Annotated in this window: 16 protein-coding genes and 1 tRNA gene; 9 read left to right on the top strand and 8 right to left on the bottom strand. The window is 35.9% G+C overall.

Features of this window, described 5'->3' with window-relative positions; all coding sequences use genetic code 11:
* The first annotated feature begins 175 nt into the window (after positions 1–175).
* The 7 genes from FB2170_RS09440 to FB2170_RS09470 all read left to right on the top strand — a co-directional run bounded on the left by FB2170_RS09440 (position 176) and on the right by FB2170_RS09470 (position 6883).
* Positions 176–895 (top strand): DUF547 domain-containing protein, encoded by a 720-nt coding sequence (locus FB2170_RS09440; RefSeq protein WP_013306325.1) that lies wholly within the window; start codon positions 176–178, stop codon positions 893–895.
* 23 nt (positions 896–918) lie between these two features.
* Positions 919–1791: a hypothetical protein gene (locus FB2170_RS09445; RefSeq protein ID WP_041633148.1), complete on the top strand. Its 873-nt coding sequence runs from the start codon at positions 919–921 to the stop codon at positions 1789–1791.
* 45 nt (positions 1792–1836) lie between these two features.
* On the top strand, positions 1837–2838 hold the full coding sequence (locus FB2170_RS09450) for a glycoside hydrolase family 113 (protein WP_013306327.1): 1002 nt from the start codon (positions 1837–1839) through the stop codon (positions 2836–2838).
* 1 nt (position 2839) lies between these two features.
* Entirely contained in the window at positions 2840–3565 is a 726-nt protein-coding gene (locus FB2170_RS09455; RefSeq protein ID WP_041632779.1) for a hypothetical protein, read from the top strand.
* A gap of 71 nt (positions 3566–3636) precedes the next feature.
* Positions 3637–4899: a POTRA domain-containing protein gene (locus FB2170_RS09460; RefSeq protein WP_013306329.1), complete on the top strand. Its 1263-nt coding sequence runs from the start codon at positions 3637–3639 to the stop codon at positions 4897–4899.
* Between the two features lie 25 nt (positions 4900–4924).
* Positions 4925–5833 carry an N-acetylmuramoyl-L-alanine amidase gene (locus tag FB2170_RS09465; RefSeq protein WP_148232088.1) on the top strand — a complete coding sequence of 303 codons (909 nt, stop codon included), beginning with the start codon at positions 4925–4927 and terminating at the stop codon, positions 5831–5833.
* The gene (locus FB2170_RS09470; RefSeq protein WP_013306331.1) at positions 5834–6883 is read left to right on the top strand and encodes an N-acetylmuramoyl-L-alanine amidase; all 1050 of its coding nucleotides are present in this window, start codon (positions 5834–5836) and stop codon (positions 6881–6883) included.
* On the opposite strand, the gene FB2170_RS09475 is transcribed toward FB2170_RS09470, so the two are convergent.
* The 8 genes from FB2170_RS09475 to FB2170_RS09510 all read right to left on the bottom strand — a co-directional run bounded on the left by FB2170_RS09475 (position 6880) and on the right by FB2170_RS09510 (position 12674).
* Positions 6880–7581 (bottom strand): TIGR04283 family arsenosugar biosynthesis glycosyltransferase, encoded by a 702-nt coding sequence (locus FB2170_RS09475; RefSeq protein ID WP_013306332.1) that lies wholly within the window; start codon positions 7579–7581, stop codon positions 6880–6882. The genes FB2170_RS09470 and FB2170_RS09475 overlap by 4 nt on opposite strands.
* On the bottom strand, positions 7571–8323 hold the full coding sequence (locus FB2170_RS09480; protein WP_148232089.1) for a DUF547 domain-containing protein: 753 nt from the start codon (positions 8321–8323) through the stop codon (positions 7571–7573). The genes FB2170_RS09475 and FB2170_RS09480 overlap by 11 nt, the downstream gene beginning before the upstream one ends.
* A gap of 12 nt (positions 8324–8335) precedes the next feature.
* Positions 8336–9454, bottom strand: coding sequence for an inorganic phosphate transporter (locus FB2170_RS09485; protein WP_013306334.1), 1119 nt, complete (start codon positions 9452–9454; stop codon positions 8336–8338).
* Between the two features lie 81 nt (positions 9455–9535).
* Positions 9536–10501, bottom strand: coding sequence for an arsenosugar biosynthesis arsenite methyltransferase ArsM (arsM, locus tag FB2170_RS09490; protein WP_013306335.1), 966 nt, complete (start codon positions 10499–10501; stop codon positions 9536–9538).
* Positions 10498–11319, bottom strand: a complete 822-nt coding sequence (locus FB2170_RS09495) for a purine-nucleoside phosphorylase (RefSeq protein ID WP_013306336.1) — start codon at positions 11317–11319, stop codon at positions 10498–10500. Before FB2170_RS09495 ends, arsM begins: the two co-directional genes overlap by 4 nt.
* Complete coding sequence (locus tag FB2170_RS09500; RefSeq protein ID WP_013306337.1) at positions 11316–11987, bottom strand: TIGR04282 family arsenosugar biosynthesis glycosyltransferase; 672 nt, start codon at positions 11985–11987, stop codon at positions 11316–11318. Before FB2170_RS09500 ends, FB2170_RS09495 begins: the two co-directional genes overlap by 4 nt.
* A gap of 14 nt (positions 11988–12001) precedes the next feature.
* Positions 12002–12496, bottom strand: coding sequence for a rhodanese-like domain-containing protein (locus FB2170_RS09505; protein ID WP_041632781.1), 495 nt, complete (start codon positions 12494–12496; stop codon positions 12002–12004).
* Between the two features lie 105 nt (positions 12497–12601).
* Positions 12602–12674, bottom strand: a tRNA-Phe gene (locus tag FB2170_RS09510).
* Positions 12675–12775: 101 nt separating this feature from the next.
* Between FB2170_RS09510 and FB2170_RS09515 the strand changes: the two genes are divergently transcribed.
* Both FB2170_RS09515 and FB2170_RS09520 read left to right on the top strand, forming a co-directional pair.
* Complete coding sequence (locus tag FB2170_RS09515) at positions 12776–13504, top strand: type III pantothenate kinase (protein ID WP_013306339.1); 729 nt, start codon at positions 12776–12778, stop codon at positions 13502–13504.
* A complete protein-coding gene (locus tag FB2170_RS09520) occupies positions 13505–14794 on the top strand; it encodes a hypothetical protein (RefSeq protein WP_013306340.1) in 1290 nt (429 codons plus the stop codon).
* Positions 14795–14811 lie beyond the last annotated feature (17 nt).

Genomic DNA, 14811 nt, shown 5'->3' on the forward strand with positions numbered 1-14811 from the left:
TAGTTGATTGTCTTGACTTATGTCGTTACTAAATATAGGAACTTAACATTTAGATAAAATTTAATCCGTTATAAATATGTGATATCTTTTGTAGTAATTTGGACTGTGAAGGAATTGTAAGCTATTCTAGGGTAACTCGACCTAGGTTTGGCAAATCATTTATAATTGGATATATATGTATAGGAAAATTTTGGTTCGAATTACGTTTTTACTCGCTGTGGCCACTGCCTTTGGTCAAGATAAAGAATCTTTTTTTTCGGACTCGAATAGCTTTTTCAAAACCAATGTTGAAAATGGAAGGGTAAACTATAAATCAATATTGGATAACCCTTCGGAGTTGAATGCAATTTTGTTGTTGGCCAAGGAGATTAGGGTTTCGAAGGAAGATGCAGATGAATACCAGACATTTTGGATTAATGGATACAACCTCTTAGTAATTAAAAGTATAATAGATAATTACCCGGTGAAATCACCTCTGGACAAAGCGGGTTTCTTTGATGTGACGTCACATGATATAGGAGGGGAGCAAATCACCCTTAATGATATTGAACATAAAATGTTAAGGGCTGTTTTCCCTAATGAGCCTAGGTTTCATTTTGTACTGGTATGCGCTGGCTTGGGTTGCCCACCTATTATAAATAAGGCTTACCTGCCAAATACTTTGAATTCCCAATTGGAAGAACAGACGAAATACGCCTTAAATGATCCAAATTTCATTCGGATAAACAAAAACAAAGTGAAGATCTCACAGATTTTCGAATGGTATAAAGGTGATTTTACTAAAGAAGGAAAGAGTTTATTAGATTACATTAATCAATTTAGAACCAAAAAATTACCTGAAAAATCTAAGGTGTCTTACTATCCATATAATTGGGCATTGAACGAAATCAAATAAGAAATAAAATCAATATAACTTTTATGAAGAAATCAATACACATACTCGCACTACTTTTGGCGTTCATTGGATACGCTCAGGATAATGATCAAGCTCAACCACAAAAAAGCAATATTCAGCAGTATACCCCGTCAAAATTAATAGGTGAAGGGCAATGGGATTTAAAATGGTTCAATAATCTGTATACTGAAACTAGAAGTACTTTTGAAGATGGAAGAATTCCTAGGGCGACGTTTTTTACTTCGACATTGGAAGTGTATACAGGTGTAGGTGATGGTAAAAGATGGAATATCGGAGCTATTGTCGAAATGCGAAGTAATGTGATAAAAGACCGTAAGGCTCTTGATGTATTTAAATTTGATGGGGAGGAAGGTTCTGCCCGTTCGGGAATTACATCCATAGCACCATCGGTTAAGTTTGTTCCTATTCCAGAGGTGGGTAACTTTTCCATTCAGAGCTCATTTTTTATTCCACTAGTGGATAATGAGACTGAGAATGGCGTATTTCTTGACCAAAAAGGATATACTTGGCAGAATCGGTTTTTTTACGACCATACTTTTCCTGGTGATAAATGGCAATTGTTTACTGAGTTGAATTCGGAGCTGCATTTTGGTGAGGCAGGGGAGAGTTTTGCAAATAACAGCCTGATATTGGCACCTGGATTGTTCTTAAGTTATTTTCCAAGTTCCAAGTTTACTGTATTAGGGCTGATACAACATTCTCAGCGCTTGGACCTGGGCAATAATTTTGATCAAGATTATACGGCAATGGGCGGTGGAGCAAAATTTCAATTGACAAGTGCATTGAATTTGGAACTGCTCTATACCAATTTCCTTAGAGGAAGTAATACGGGATTGGGGCAAACCTTTAACCTCGGTTTAAGAGCTATTTTCTAGCTTTTCACACAAAAACAGTACATTTAATTACTTAATATCAGTTGAATGAGGACATTGGGTGTATTGCTTTTCTGTTTTTTACAGTTTTCCTGTGCTAGCCAAAAGTTTGAAAAAATAAATGGCGTCAGTTTTGTTGCTTCCCGCGATAAAGTTGGTCAACATCATATAGATGAAATTTTAAAAGTGAATGCCAATCACGCTGCTGTAATGCCATTTGGTTTTATTCGTGAAATCAATTCTCCTGATATTATTTTTGATACTGATAGACAATGGTTTGGTGAAACCAAAGGTGGTGCACGCCAGTATATTGAAATGTTGCATAAAAATGGAGTGAAGGTAATGTTGAAGCCTCAAATTTGGATATGGCGTGGAGAGTTTACAGGAACCTTGGAAATGCAGTCAGAAAAAGATTGGCTAAAACTCGAAGCTTCCTATGAAGATTTTATTATGGCCTATGCACAATTGGCCCAAGAAACGAAAACAGACCTTTTATGTGTTGGGACCGAGCTGGAGAAATTCGTTAAAAACCGACCTGACTATTGGGCAAAACTTATCGAAAAAGTAAGAACGGTTTATTATGGCCAGATAACCTATGCAGCCAATTGGGACGAGTTTCCAAGAACTACTTTTTGGGAACAGTTGGATTATATAGGTATTGATGCTTATTTTCCCTTATCGGAGGAGCGTACACCTTCTGTTGAGCAATTAAAAAAAGGCTGGAAAAGACATAAAGAGAAAATAAACTCACTTTCTAAAGAAAAAAATAAGCCAGTTATATTCACAGAATACGGTTATCGTAGTATGGACTATACTGCGAAGAAACCATGGTTGGTAGATCGCAATGAAGAGCAGGTAAATTTTGAAGGTCAGGTAAATGCCAAGAAAGCCATTTTCGAGGAATTTTGGAACGAAAAATGGTTTGCAGGAGGGTATGTCTGGAAATGGTTCATTCATCACGACAAGGCAGGTGGGTTGAAGGATAATAGGTTTACCCCTCAGAATAAACCAGCTCAGGAAGTTATCAAAGAGTTCTATAAAATGTATTAGAATGACAAGATTTTACCTCATTTTATTGTCTATGGTTTTTGTGGGGTGTTCTGCCGACAAAGTGAATGATACAGATGTGTTGAATGATTTTTTGAATGAAAAAGAATTGGTGTTCGACAATGTTATTGCCTGTGCTGCCAGTAATTTGAATGACCAAAAAGTTAGTGTATTTTTTTACCCAAGGACTGGAGCCATGAATTTTCAATATTTTGAAACTGAAACCTCTTTAAGTGACAAAAATGACTTGGAAAACTACATTAAGAAAGCCTATCCATTGAAAGAGATTTTTAATGGGTATTTAATGAAATTTGAAATTGAGGCTGAAACAGAAAAATGGGCGATTGTTACCTATGAGGAAGCAGGAAAAACCCATTTGTCGAATCCAATACGACTAAAGCAAATTTCTAAACCAACAGAATACTTGCCTGAAAATATAAGTATAGGCACCGCCTCTGAAATGCCATTGTTTTCTTGGCAAGATGGGGTGTATTCTGACACTAAAATTTATTTTCAAGTGGTATCGGATGTTGATGATAATTTACTTTCTGGCACTTATACTTACGATAAAATGTTTACATATTATGAGCTGGATAATGTGGTATTGAACATTACCAAAACTGTGCCGCCAATACTGAAAACAGGTGATTCATATAATTTCACATTAATGGGTGTTAGTGAAGATAACTGGGTAAATCAGTTTTCAATAGTTGATTTTGAAATCAGGTAAGAGGTTCATTTTGTGACTATTTTGTAATACTCAATATGTATCTTTGAAACCTTAAGCATATTGCTTCCATTATGTCAAAGACACTTTTGTCATTTATCCTTTTATTGTTTATTGCTATTGGCTCTGCGCAGGAAACTAAGGTGAGCACTATAGAAATCAACGGGACCAAAAGGTTAAAAACATCCTTTATTAAGAGATTGATTAATACAAAATCAGGTCAAATTCTTGACTCTTTGGGACTAGAAAAAGATGTAACACGATTGAAAAGACTGCCGGCGGTTTCAAACGCCAAGTATCAAGTTTCTGAAGCAAATAATGGGGAAGTAGATATAGTAATAAATATTGAGGAAAATTTTACATTGATTCCTTATGCGAATCTTTTTAGTTCTTCAAATGATGATTTCGCATTTAGAATTGGATTACAAGAGTTTAATTTATTGGGCAAGAATATTAATATTGGCGCATTTTATCAATTTGATGTATTTAGCTCTTATGGATTAAATTTAAGAGCACCATATTTATTCTCAAACAAGCTTGGTTTATCATTGAGTTACAATGATTTTGAAACCCAGGAACCCATTTTTTTCAATAATACCACTGCTGATTACAAATATGGAAATCAAGGACTTGAGTTAATGGGTCTTTACGAAATTGATTTCAAGAATAGGCTCGAATTGGGATTTAGTCTGTTCAACGAAAAATATAAATATTTGGCTGGTGCAACCCAAGAAGATATACCGCAAAGTTTGAATGTAAAAAAGCATTTGTTTAAACTGATCTATAATTTTGAAGATATTCAATATCATTATCAGTATCTGAACGGATTTAGAAGTACGTTGAATTTTCAATACGTAGGGAGCTCGGATGAAAACCTTAGAAAATTCTTGATAGGTTTCAACGATTTTGTTTTTTATAAAAGAATTGGGAATAGAGGTAATTGGGCAAATAGATTTAGATTGGGTCTGGCAAGTAATTTTGAAACGCCATTCGCTCCATTTTCTGTTGATAATAACTTGAATATTAGGGGAGTTGGTAATACAATCGATAGGGGAACCGCAGCAATTGTATTTAATACTGAATATAGGCACACTTTAATAGATAAAGACTGGTTCGTACTTCAGAGTAATGTTTTTATAGATGGAGGGTCATGGCGTTTGGCAGGAGGAGATTTTAGTGATTTTACTGATGAGGGCAATCTTAGAGTTTATCCAGGAGTTGGTCTAAGGTTTATGCATAAACGTATTTTCAATGCTATTTTCAGGATAGACTATGGTTATGGGGTAACTAAAAACGGATCTAATGGAATAGTATTTGGAATTGGACAGTATTTTTGATAAAATTTGTATAAACCATCGGCTCGTGACTTTCAATAAAATTATTTCAGCACTTTTATTTACCTGTTTTTCAGTCTTAACCTTAATTTCCCAGGAAGTTCAAAGCACTGTCATTGCAAAAAGCGGAGACGGTATTTTCTCACTTTTACGAAATGAGGGAATAGAAATAGCTAAGTATTACGAGGAGTTTATAAAATTGAATGAAGATAATATCAAAAATGGAAGTCATCTCATCGTTGGCCAGGAATATAAAATTCCGTTTGCACCTGATTCATTCAAAAATTCGGGGGTTCGGCTTCAATTTCCAGATGAAAATGAAGAAGCTATTTTTAAAAATGAGTTGGCCTCCTTGAAGCGGATTGATAGTACAATGCGCAATACTGTTTATTATTTAATCACGAATTCCGGTGACTCAAATAATGTGCAAAATGAAATTGCCGAAAGAATGGCAAGAAAATTGCTTCAACGTAACGCAAGGGTTTATTTGATGAACTTTAAAAGGAGTGATTCGTTAGACTTATTGGATCTGACAAGTGTAATCAACAAAAAGTTTTTGAAGCACAAAGGTCATTACCAAAGAGTATTGGTGTTGAATACCAAAGGCTTGGCATCTAGTTCTAATACCAATGTAACTGTATATCATAACGCCAAAAGTAAGGAGGGCCGTGAATTGGCAGATAACTTATTGATGGTAATTGGAAAAAATAGAATTAAACAAAAATCCTTGGACGAGTATGTTGGTGTTTTTAAAGACTTTGAGAGTGTTTCATTTGCAAAGAATCTTTTGCCAACACTGACGTTTGTCGAGATGGGAAAAAAATCAAATTCTGACACTAAGAGTTTAAAAGTGTCTTCAAATAAGAAAAATATTGCCAACCTTTTGACCAATGGTATATTATTGGATTATTCCAAGTTAGATTTTGAAGAGAATTAAATGGGTGTATTGAAATATAAAGGTGTATTGTTTATTGTAGTGTTTTTGGCTTTTTTTATGGCTACTGCGCAAGATTCCTATATCTCTGTAAAAGCAGAAAAAGGGGATGGTATTTACTCTCTTTTGCGAAAGCAAGGAGTGAATCCGTATGAGAAATTTGATGATTTTATCACCCTTAATCAGGGGAATTTGAGGGACAGTGTTCATTTGTATGAAGGTAGAGCTTACCTACTGCCGAGTTATGATTCCATTTTAAAAATTGATGAACCTGTTTCTGTAGAGAGCAAATTGGACATGGGAACGGCCTATGCTATTTTTGGGAAGAAGCATGCTTATGTAAAACCTAAAAGTTCAAAATTAAACAATGCAGTATATTATCTGGTTTCGGGACATGGTGGTCCTGATCCTGGAGCTATGGCGAATTATGAAAATAAATCAATTGCGGAAGATGAATATGCCTATGACATTACATTACGTTTGGCTAAAGAGTTATTGGCCCATGAAGCAACCGTTTATATAATCATTAGAGATGAAAATGACGGGATACGTGATGAACGCATTTTAAAAATAGATCATGATGAAGTTGCCTATGGTGGAGAGAGAATTCCATTGAATCACCTTGCACGTTTAAAACAACGTGTTGATATTGTCAATGAGTTGCATAAAAAGCATAGGGGACAATTCCAGAGACTGATAGTAACTCATGTTGATAGTCGTAGTATAGGCCAGAACATTGATGTGTTCTTTTACCATCATGCGAAAAGCAAGAACGGAAAAAAATTAGCTGAAAGCATTCATAAAACTTTTCAGCAGAAATATAGGAAGTACCAACCCAACCGAACTTATACAGGAACTTTTGGAGATAGAACTGAACTTTATCTAGTAAGAAAAACCCATCCCGCGATGGCTTATATAGAAATTGGGAATATTAGAAACAGTAAGGATCAGAAACGAATATTAGTCCCAGATAATCGCCAAGCACTCGCCAAGTGGATTTCTGAGGGTGTTATTATGGATTTTGAAAGTGGTGAGATAGGGCGTATTCGTTAAACAACTATTTTTCTTTTGTAATAATCATATAGCTTATCTGGTCCTGCGCCTAAATAGTTCTTTAAGTGTATAATCCCAAAATGGTATTGAAGTTTTATAGTTCCTAGTTCATCATATTTTCTAGCTGATGTCCGTACGTATTGTGGAAGAATATTAAAACTGGTTTGTTGGTATAAACGACCAATAAATTCATTGTCTTCGAAAATAATGTAGTCCTCGTTAAAACCTTTGGTTTTATTAAACAGCTTTTTGGTAATGAACAAGGACTGATCTCCACCTCTACAAAGCTTATAATTATATCTGGTAAACCAAGCAAAGAAATTCAAAAACCAACTTTTACTGTCAAATTTCATTTGAAAACAACCAGCTTCATATTTTGTTGAAATGGCATTCAAAATATACTTATCAAAGTCGACAGGGGGAGTAGTGTCTGCATGAAGAAAATATAGAATTTTACCTTTCGCCTTTTCTGCTCCTAGGTTCATTTGCCTTGCTCGTCCTTGAACACCATTAAAAACTTGTACTGCTTTCTGTTGGGCAATATGTACTGTAGCATCATTACTGCCACCATCAATTATTAAAAGTTCTGTATTTATTGAGTTGCTGAGGTTTGCCCTTAAGGTATCTATAAGTTGGCCAATATTAATGGCCTCATTCAAAGTAGGAATGATTATACTTAAGTCAACATTATTTTTCATTCAAGCGCCAGTCGTAGGTTAGGTATTCAATATCCAGGTCATCAGAGAATTCAATATCGGAATACTTTTCAATATAATCAATTAACGAGTTTTTTTTGGTGAAATCGCCTTTGTACCATTTGAAGATTTTCGATAACGAAACAGTGTTCTGGGAAATCTTGTTTTTTGAAACATCATTTATGAATTCAAAAGTGGCCCTTTGCAATTGCTTCTCCATTTTAGAAGCCGTATAGGCTTCGTTTAATAGTTTTGGACAGGAAAAGGAAGCGCAATTTATGGCAAAATGGATTCGTGGCTCATTCATTTTCCTAAGAATGTCATGCTCAATTTCACCTAAAGAATACTTGTTATCTCCAATCACAAGCCTGTCCTTGCCCCAAGGCCTAAAAATATTTTTAATGCTCTCCAAAGGATAGTGTTCAAGAATCAACTGTACTGTTCCAGCATTATATAGGTTTATGTAATAAGCCAATCGCTCTTCTTTTTTTGCGGTTCTCGAAATAGGATTCTTGGAAAGAAAATCAATATAACCATTCAATTGCTCAGCATCTTCTTTAAAACGTTTATAATCAACATTGCCCTTATCATCTACATGCTTTTTTACAAGTTGGTCCCAAGCATCATGATTCAATGATTGTACTAAATTACCTGAGACTTTAATCGGTTCATGTGATTGTGGTGGGCAACCCAATAACAAGAGAAAAAAGGAATATAGAAATGTTAAATATAGATTGATATTCATAATCATATAAGGTTAAACAAAAGCCTCCAATAACTTAAAAACAAGTGCACTGCTTAAGGCAGCTATTGGTAAGGTCAGAATCCAAGATAAAACTATCTTGGAAATCATTTTAAAATCAGATTTTTTGGTAACAGAACCAATACCAAAAATAGAACCAACGGAAACATGTGTTGTTGAAACTGGTAATCCATGAATACTTGCAGTTGTAACCAGTAAACCAGTTATCATATTGGCAGTGAATCCTTGACCGGGATTCATGGGGGTTATTTTTTTACTCATTGTAATTCCCACTTTTTTGGCGTTCACTAATCCGCCGACAGCCATGACCATTGCCACAGCGATCATGCCCCATTTAATGTCTATCGTGTTTATTACTAGTAATAGGCCTACTATTTTTGGAGTGTCATTAAGCCCTCTTGCGAAGCTGACGACCCCGGAACTCAAATAGTGCAAGGTGTCAAGAATCCTTTGTGAAGAAACTCCAAGCAAAACGCCATTATAGCTAGTGCTTATTTCATTGTTTAAAGAAGCTGTCATTACATCGTGGGAATCCATACGCATTTTATTGTCTGAAATGGATACAAGGGAATTTTCAACCTTTTGAATGGTAAAACCATCATTTTTCGTAATGTCTAAAACTTTACGCAAGTATCTAAAAAACAAATAAGCAATAAGACTAAGAACAGCAGCCATTAGCGGACTAACAACTAAAGGTATTAGAAAGGTCTTACCCAATTTTAAAAAATTGAAATCACTCCCAACAGCCATGATACCTGCTCCAAATAAAGCTCCCACCAAACTGTGTGTAGTAGATATGGGCATACCAATTTTTGTGGCGAGGTAAACGGTTATGGCAGCACCCAATGCAATTGCAATCGCAAAATTTGGTTCAAGGATAAGTTCGTTGGGTACAAGGCCCTTACCTGAGAAATTTTTAACAAGTTCCTCTGCCAAAAATATGGCTACAACCGATCCTAAAAAGGTGGTTATTGTAGCCCAACTTATTGCTTTTTTGTAATTGGTAATACCACTTCCGAACAGAGTGGCCACTCCTTTGAAGTTGTCGTTGGCACCGTTGCTATAAGCCAAAAAACAAGCACCCAGAATTAAAAGAACAAAAACTAAACTCATTAAATGAACTTAAGGTTAGACCGTTCTTTTGACGTATGCTTATGCCTATGCTTACAATATTTTGGTTTTATGTATTGTAATTTAACAACAGCCCCCGCCATTATAATGCCAAGTACTTTCACTAATGTGAATTTGGTCGCTGGCCTGGGCTAATTGTCTTGCAGTTTTATCACATATTGCCAAAGGCTGGTTCTGCATGAGAACGTGACCGGCATTATCGTCAAAATACTCTTCATCACCATAATAGATTGCTGTTTTGCCTGTGAAAATACATGGGCCGTCTTTCGGCATAGGGTCTTTTATTGCGGCAATCTCAATAGATTCAATAAAAACCAATTCATCGGTCGGATAATGATTGGGAGATAAAACCCTATATGATTTTCTTGACCTTATTTCAATTGTACCAAAACCAGCATCGGTCAATGCCTTTACATAGTCTTTAATGGGGATACTTCCACTAAGACATAAGGCCCTAAGACTATCATCATTTCTTAAAGTTTCGTTCATGGGTTGCTCACAAGTTGGGTCACTCATCACCAATCTACCATGAGGCTTAAGTACACGGTACATCTCGCTTATTGCTTTCTTAAGGTCCTCAGTCTTAAAAATGTTGAATAAACAATTTTGTGCGGCCACATCTATACTTTCATCCTCAACGGGTAAATTCAATGCATCACCTTTTACAAGATTAACAAATTCACTCTTGAACCAATCATTTTCTTCTTCCGCCAGTTTAAAGTTCTGTTTTGAAGCTTCCAGCATTTCATCAACTACGTCTACACCGGTTACCCCACCTTTTTGTCTTGAGAAATAGGAAAATTGCAATAGTTCCATACCGCCTCCAACACCCACATACAATACTTTGGGGTTGTTCACAAGGTCTTGGGCAGATACTGTACTGCCACAACCGTAATTCATTTCTTGCATGATTTTTGGAATTGATAGACCTGGGAATTGCCATATGGGATTTGTTGTACAACATAAACCCACATCAGGAGTTAATGCAGCTTCTTTATATAGGTCGTTAGTGGCTTCTAAATAGCTCATATTTCTTTTATTAATTCTTTGAAAAGTTTAATCATCTTTGGTTCGGTCTTTCCGGCGATTTCAATAATCTCCTGAATATTAACTGGTTGTAGATCCTCAGGGTCACATTCATCGGTTAAAACAGACACAGCTACGATTGGTAGTCGTAAATGATTGGCGACAATTACTTCTGGTACAGTGCTCATTCCCACGGCATCTGCACCAATAATCTTTAACATTCGGTATTCTGCTTTGGTTTCCAACTGTGGCCCTACTACTGAGGCATAAACACCTTTTTTAAGTTTAATCTCCTCCTTGGAAGCAATTGCTTCAATCTTCTGTCTCATTTGAAGATCATAAGGTTCGCTCATATCAACAAAACGATCTCCAAAATTGGCAACATTTCCAAATGCCAGAGGAGAACTTCCTTGTAAATTTATATGATCTTCAATAAGCATTATGTCCCCTTTTTTAAAATCAAGGTTAATGGCACCTGCGGCGTTTGAGACGAATAATTTTTTAATTCCCAATCTATGCATTACTCGAATTGGGTAGGTCACGTCTGTAAAATCGTAGCCTTCGTATAAGTGAAAACGACCTTGCATGACCACAACTTTTTTGCCTTCAATGTTCCCATAAATCAACTTTCCAGAATGAAATTCCACTGTTGCCAATGGGAAAAATGGAATGTTATTGTAATGCGCGGTAATAGGATTTTCTATAGCTTCAACTAGTTGCCCGAGACCAGTTCCCAGTACAATTCCTATTTCAGGCTGTTCGAACCCCTTGGTTTTAAGGTAATCCGTAGATTCTTTTAATTGTTTTTCTGATAATCTCATAGTTTTTGTAAAAATGGCTGAAAAGCCTTTATATCCTTAATGTCATCAAAAACATCAATGTCGTTCTTTGTTTTTAAAAGATGTGTTTTTTCGATTTTAAGATCAGTCATTGTTTCATTGAAAACACTATTGGTTCCCCATTTTTTGTTTTTGAACACCGTTTCATTATAAATGTTCATTCCCAACAAATAATATCCCCCATCTTCTGCAGGGCCAACTACAAAGTTAGATGTCTTGAGTTGAGTAAAGGCCTCGGTCAAGTCTTTTTTACTGAGGTCATACATATCGCTTCCAATGACAATGATGTTTTCAAATCCGGATTCAAATCCTTTTCGAAAGGCAATTGACATTCGTTGTCCTAAATCTTCGCCATTTTGAAGACATTTTTCGAAAGTCTCGTTTGACCAAACGTCGTCATCCCAAACCTCTTCTGAGTAATACACCCGTTTGTGCACGTTTAGGTTGTTCGTAATTTGAGAAGTATGTTTTAAAAGAAACTTGTAAATGTTGAGGGCCACTTGATCACCAACTTTTGCTGCTAATCTGGTCTTACAAGCGCCTAGTATAGGATTTCTGGTAAATATTAATAAAAGATCTTTTGAATTGACCCTTTGGTAATGAATGACATTCTCGTCCTTTTTTGGGGAATTACTTTGTGTAATGCTCATTGATTTGGAAAAACTTATTCGTAGACCTTTTCACCTTTTGTCAACAATTTCCCCCAAAGCTTATCATAGGCATGTACTTTTTCGGTCTCTTTGTTTTCTTGGTCGAAAACAGGATAACCATCATTCTTCCATTTAAAGATGCCGCCGTAAAGATTCCTCACGTTTGAATATCCCATTTCTTGAAGCTTCTCGCCAATATCTTCAGAGCGTACTCCGATTGAGCAGTAAACTACAATAGGCGTGGTTTTATCTGGTACCGAATCATTGATAATTTGAGAGTCAAAAGAATCATAACCCACCCAAATAGCATTTTTGATATGGCTTGTTTCAAACTCATTTATTTCCCTTGTATCAAGAAATGTAATACCATTTTCATTCACAGCTTTGGAATTCTCGAGGTAAGGTACTGTCTCATTGTTCAATGTTCGTAAAGTCCTGTCCAGTTTTTTTTGGGCGACAGTTGAAAAGCACAAAAAGAGCACAATATTTAATGTGAAGAGTATTCTCATGTAAAATTAAGATTGGGTGTAAAGATACTATTTTAGAAAATGAAGATTTGTAACCGCAGTTACTGGAAAACAAAAAATCCTTATCATACGATAAGGATTTTTTTGTGGTGCCTCCAGGAATCGAACCAGGGACACATGGATTTTCAGTCCATTGCTCTACCAACTGAGCTAAGGCACCATGCCTTTTAGGCGGGTGCAAATATAATTTCAAATTTAGGATATACAAACAAAAACGAAAAAAAAGGTGATTGTTTTTTTTCATTTGTAGATCTTTGTAACATGAATCTAATTATAGATGTCGGAAATACCTATGTAAAGCTAGCTGTTTTTGAAAAAGACAATCTTTTATTCGATGAAGTTGGTGACACGAAAAATCTGGCGGAAGAAGTAAAAAAGATTTTTAAGAAGTACACTAAAATAGACTGGGCCATAATTTCTTCAGTTGTTAGTTTGGACATTGATGATATTAAGGCATTGACCACTTTTTGTAACCTTCATGTACTTGACCATTCATCTAAAACACCTTTCAAAAGCCAATATGCCTCTCCAACAACCTTAGGGGTGGATCGCATTGCCTTGGCTGCAGCGGGATATTTTCATAATCAAGATAAAAACACCCTGGTCATTGATGCTGGCACATGTATAACTTATGATATGGTAACTGGCCAAGGAGATTATTTGGGAGGAGCTATTTCTCCAGGAATAATGATGAGGTATAAAGCTTTAAACAATCAAACTTCAAAACTCCCTTTATTGGGAAAGGAACCTCCAATTGATTTGATTGGCACTACTACCGAAACAAGTATCCACAGCGGTATTATTAATGGCGTTTGCGCAGAAATTGATGGAATAATTGAGCAATATTCATCTAGATTCGAAGATTTAACAGTTATTTTAACAGGAGGTGACGCCCAATTTTTGTCTAAACGGTTAAAAAATACCATATTTGCCCATTCCAAATTTCTACTAGAAGGATTAAATTATTTGCTAGACTACAATAAGCGTTAAATGATCAAGAAAATTGTTATCACATTAGTGTTCATGGCCTTCTTTGGCATGAATGCACAAAATGGTTCGGTGTCACCATATTCTTATTTTGGTATAGGTGAAATACAGTCTAAAGGGACCATGGAGAACCAAATGATGGGTGGTATTGGAATGTTCGCCGACAGCATTCATATTAACCTGAAAAACCCAGCAGCTTTAAGTAAATTGGGAGTAAAGTATGGGGAGGATTTTGGTATCACAGCTTATTCTGCTGGTCTATCATATAAGAGCTTAAGTCTTGAAAATAGTACTGAGAGTCAGAGTAATTCTACTACTAACCTTGAATACCTATCTGTGGCCATGTCAGTTAAAAAAGGCTTTGGTATTGGTTTTGGCTTATTGCCTTACACATCTGTCGGGTATAATTTGGTATCGCAAAGTGTTAATGACAATGATGCTACGGTAACTAATCAATTAGCAGGTGAAGGAGGGTTGAATAAAGTGTATTTTTCCGCGGGGTATGAATTAATAAAGGATTTAAGTCTTGGTGTTACCGCCAATTTTAATTTTGGAACTTTGAAAAATGAAAGAGTGCAAAGTGTGGAAAATGTTCAGTTTGGCACTATAGATAAAAGAAGCTCCAAAGTAAACGGAATGGATTTTAACTACGCCCTTAATTATACACCTACTTTTAATGATAAATATAACCTGTTTGCATCTGTGAGGGTTAATACACAGGCTAACCTTACCTCCAAGAATAATAAGAAAATTGGCTCTTTCTCAACAACGACACTTCAAAATATCGAAGTTGTTGATGTGGATTTAGATGCCTTGAACCTTAGGAATACTGAACTCAAAATACCTACGATCACTACAATTGGGTTAGGTTACGGGGAAGAAAGAAAGTGGTTTCTTGGTGCCGAGTATAGTTTTCAGGGTTTAAGCTCATTTTCGAACGATTTTATAGGCGTTGATAATTTGGAGTACGTGGACGCCAGTTCTATCGCTGTCGGTGGTTTCTTTATACCAGATAATTCAGCCTTTTCAGGCTATTTTAAGCAGATAACCTACAGGGCGGGATTTCGCTTGGATAAGACGGGTATGATAATAAATAATGAGGAGATCAATAACTTTGGCATAACTTTTGGATTTGGGTTACCAATGCGCGGAAGTTTTTCAAATCTCAACCTTGGTTTTGAACTTGGGAAAAGAGGAACAACTAAGGCTAATTTAATCGAGGAAAACTACATTAAAGTCAACGTAGGTCTATCCTTGAACGACATTTGGTTCAGAAAGCGTAGAATTAATTAAGAAAAATTAGTACATTA

Source organism: Maribacter sp. HTCC2170 (assembly GCF_000153165.2).
Lineage (GTDB): Bacteria > Bacteroidota > Bacteroidia > Flavobacteriales > Flavobacteriaceae > Maribacter_A.

Coding starts and splice junctions, on each gene's coding strand:
- FB2170_RS09440 (WP_013306325.1), top strand. CDS start 176: ATGTATAGGAAAATTTTGGTTCGAATTACGTTTTTACTCGCTGTGGCC.
- FB2170_RS09445 (WP_041633148.1), top strand. CDS start 919: ATGAAGAAATCAATACACATACTCGCACTACTTTTGGCGTTCATTGGA.
- FB2170_RS09450 (WP_013306327.1), top strand. CDS start 1,837: ATGAGGACATTGGGTGTATTGCTTTTCTGTTTTTTACAGTTTTCCTGT.
- FB2170_RS09455 (WP_041632779.1), top strand. CDS start 2,840: ATGACAAGATTTTACCTCATTTTATTGTCTATGGTTTTTGTGGGGTGT.
- FB2170_RS09460 (WP_013306329.1), top strand. CDS start 3,637: ATGTCAAAGACACTTTTGTCATTTATCCTTTTATTGTTTATTGCTATT.
- FB2170_RS09470 (WP_013306331.1), top strand. CDS start 5,834: ATGGGTGTATTGAAATATAAAGGTGTATTGTTTATTGTAGTGTTTTTG.
- FB2170_RS09475 (WP_013306332.1), bottom strand. CDS start 7,581: ATGAAAAATAATGTTGACTTAAGTATAATCATTCCTACTTTGAATGAG.
- FB2170_RS09480 (WP_148232089.1), bottom strand. CDS start 8,323: ATGAATATCAATCTATATTTAACATTTCTATATTCCTTTTTTCTCTTG.
- FB2170_RS09485 (WP_013306334.1), bottom strand. CDS start 9,454: ATGAGTTTAGTTTTTGTTCTTTTAATTCTGGGTGCTTGTTTTTTGGCT.
- arsM (WP_013306335.1), bottom strand. CDS start 10,501: ATGAGCTATTTAGAAGCCACTAACGACCTATATAAAGAAGCTGCATTA.
- FB2170_RS09495 (WP_013306336.1), bottom strand. CDS start 11,319: ATGAGATTATCAGAAAAACAATTAAAAGAATCTACGGATTACCTTAAA.
- FB2170_RS09500 (WP_013306337.1), bottom strand. CDS start 11,987: ATGAGCATTACACAAAGTAATTCCCCAAAAAAGGACGAGAATGTCATT.
- FB2170_RS09505 (WP_041632781.1), bottom strand. CDS start 12,496: ATGAGAATACTCTTCACATTAAATATTGTGCTCTTTTTGTGCTTTTCA.
- FB2170_RS09515 (WP_013306339.1), top strand. CDS start 12,776: ATGAATCTAATTATAGATGTCGGAAATACCTATGTAAAGCTAGCTGTT.
- FB2170_RS09520 (WP_013306340.1), top strand. CDS start 13,505: ATGATCAAGAAAATTGTTATCACATTAGTGTTCATGGCCTTCTTTGGC.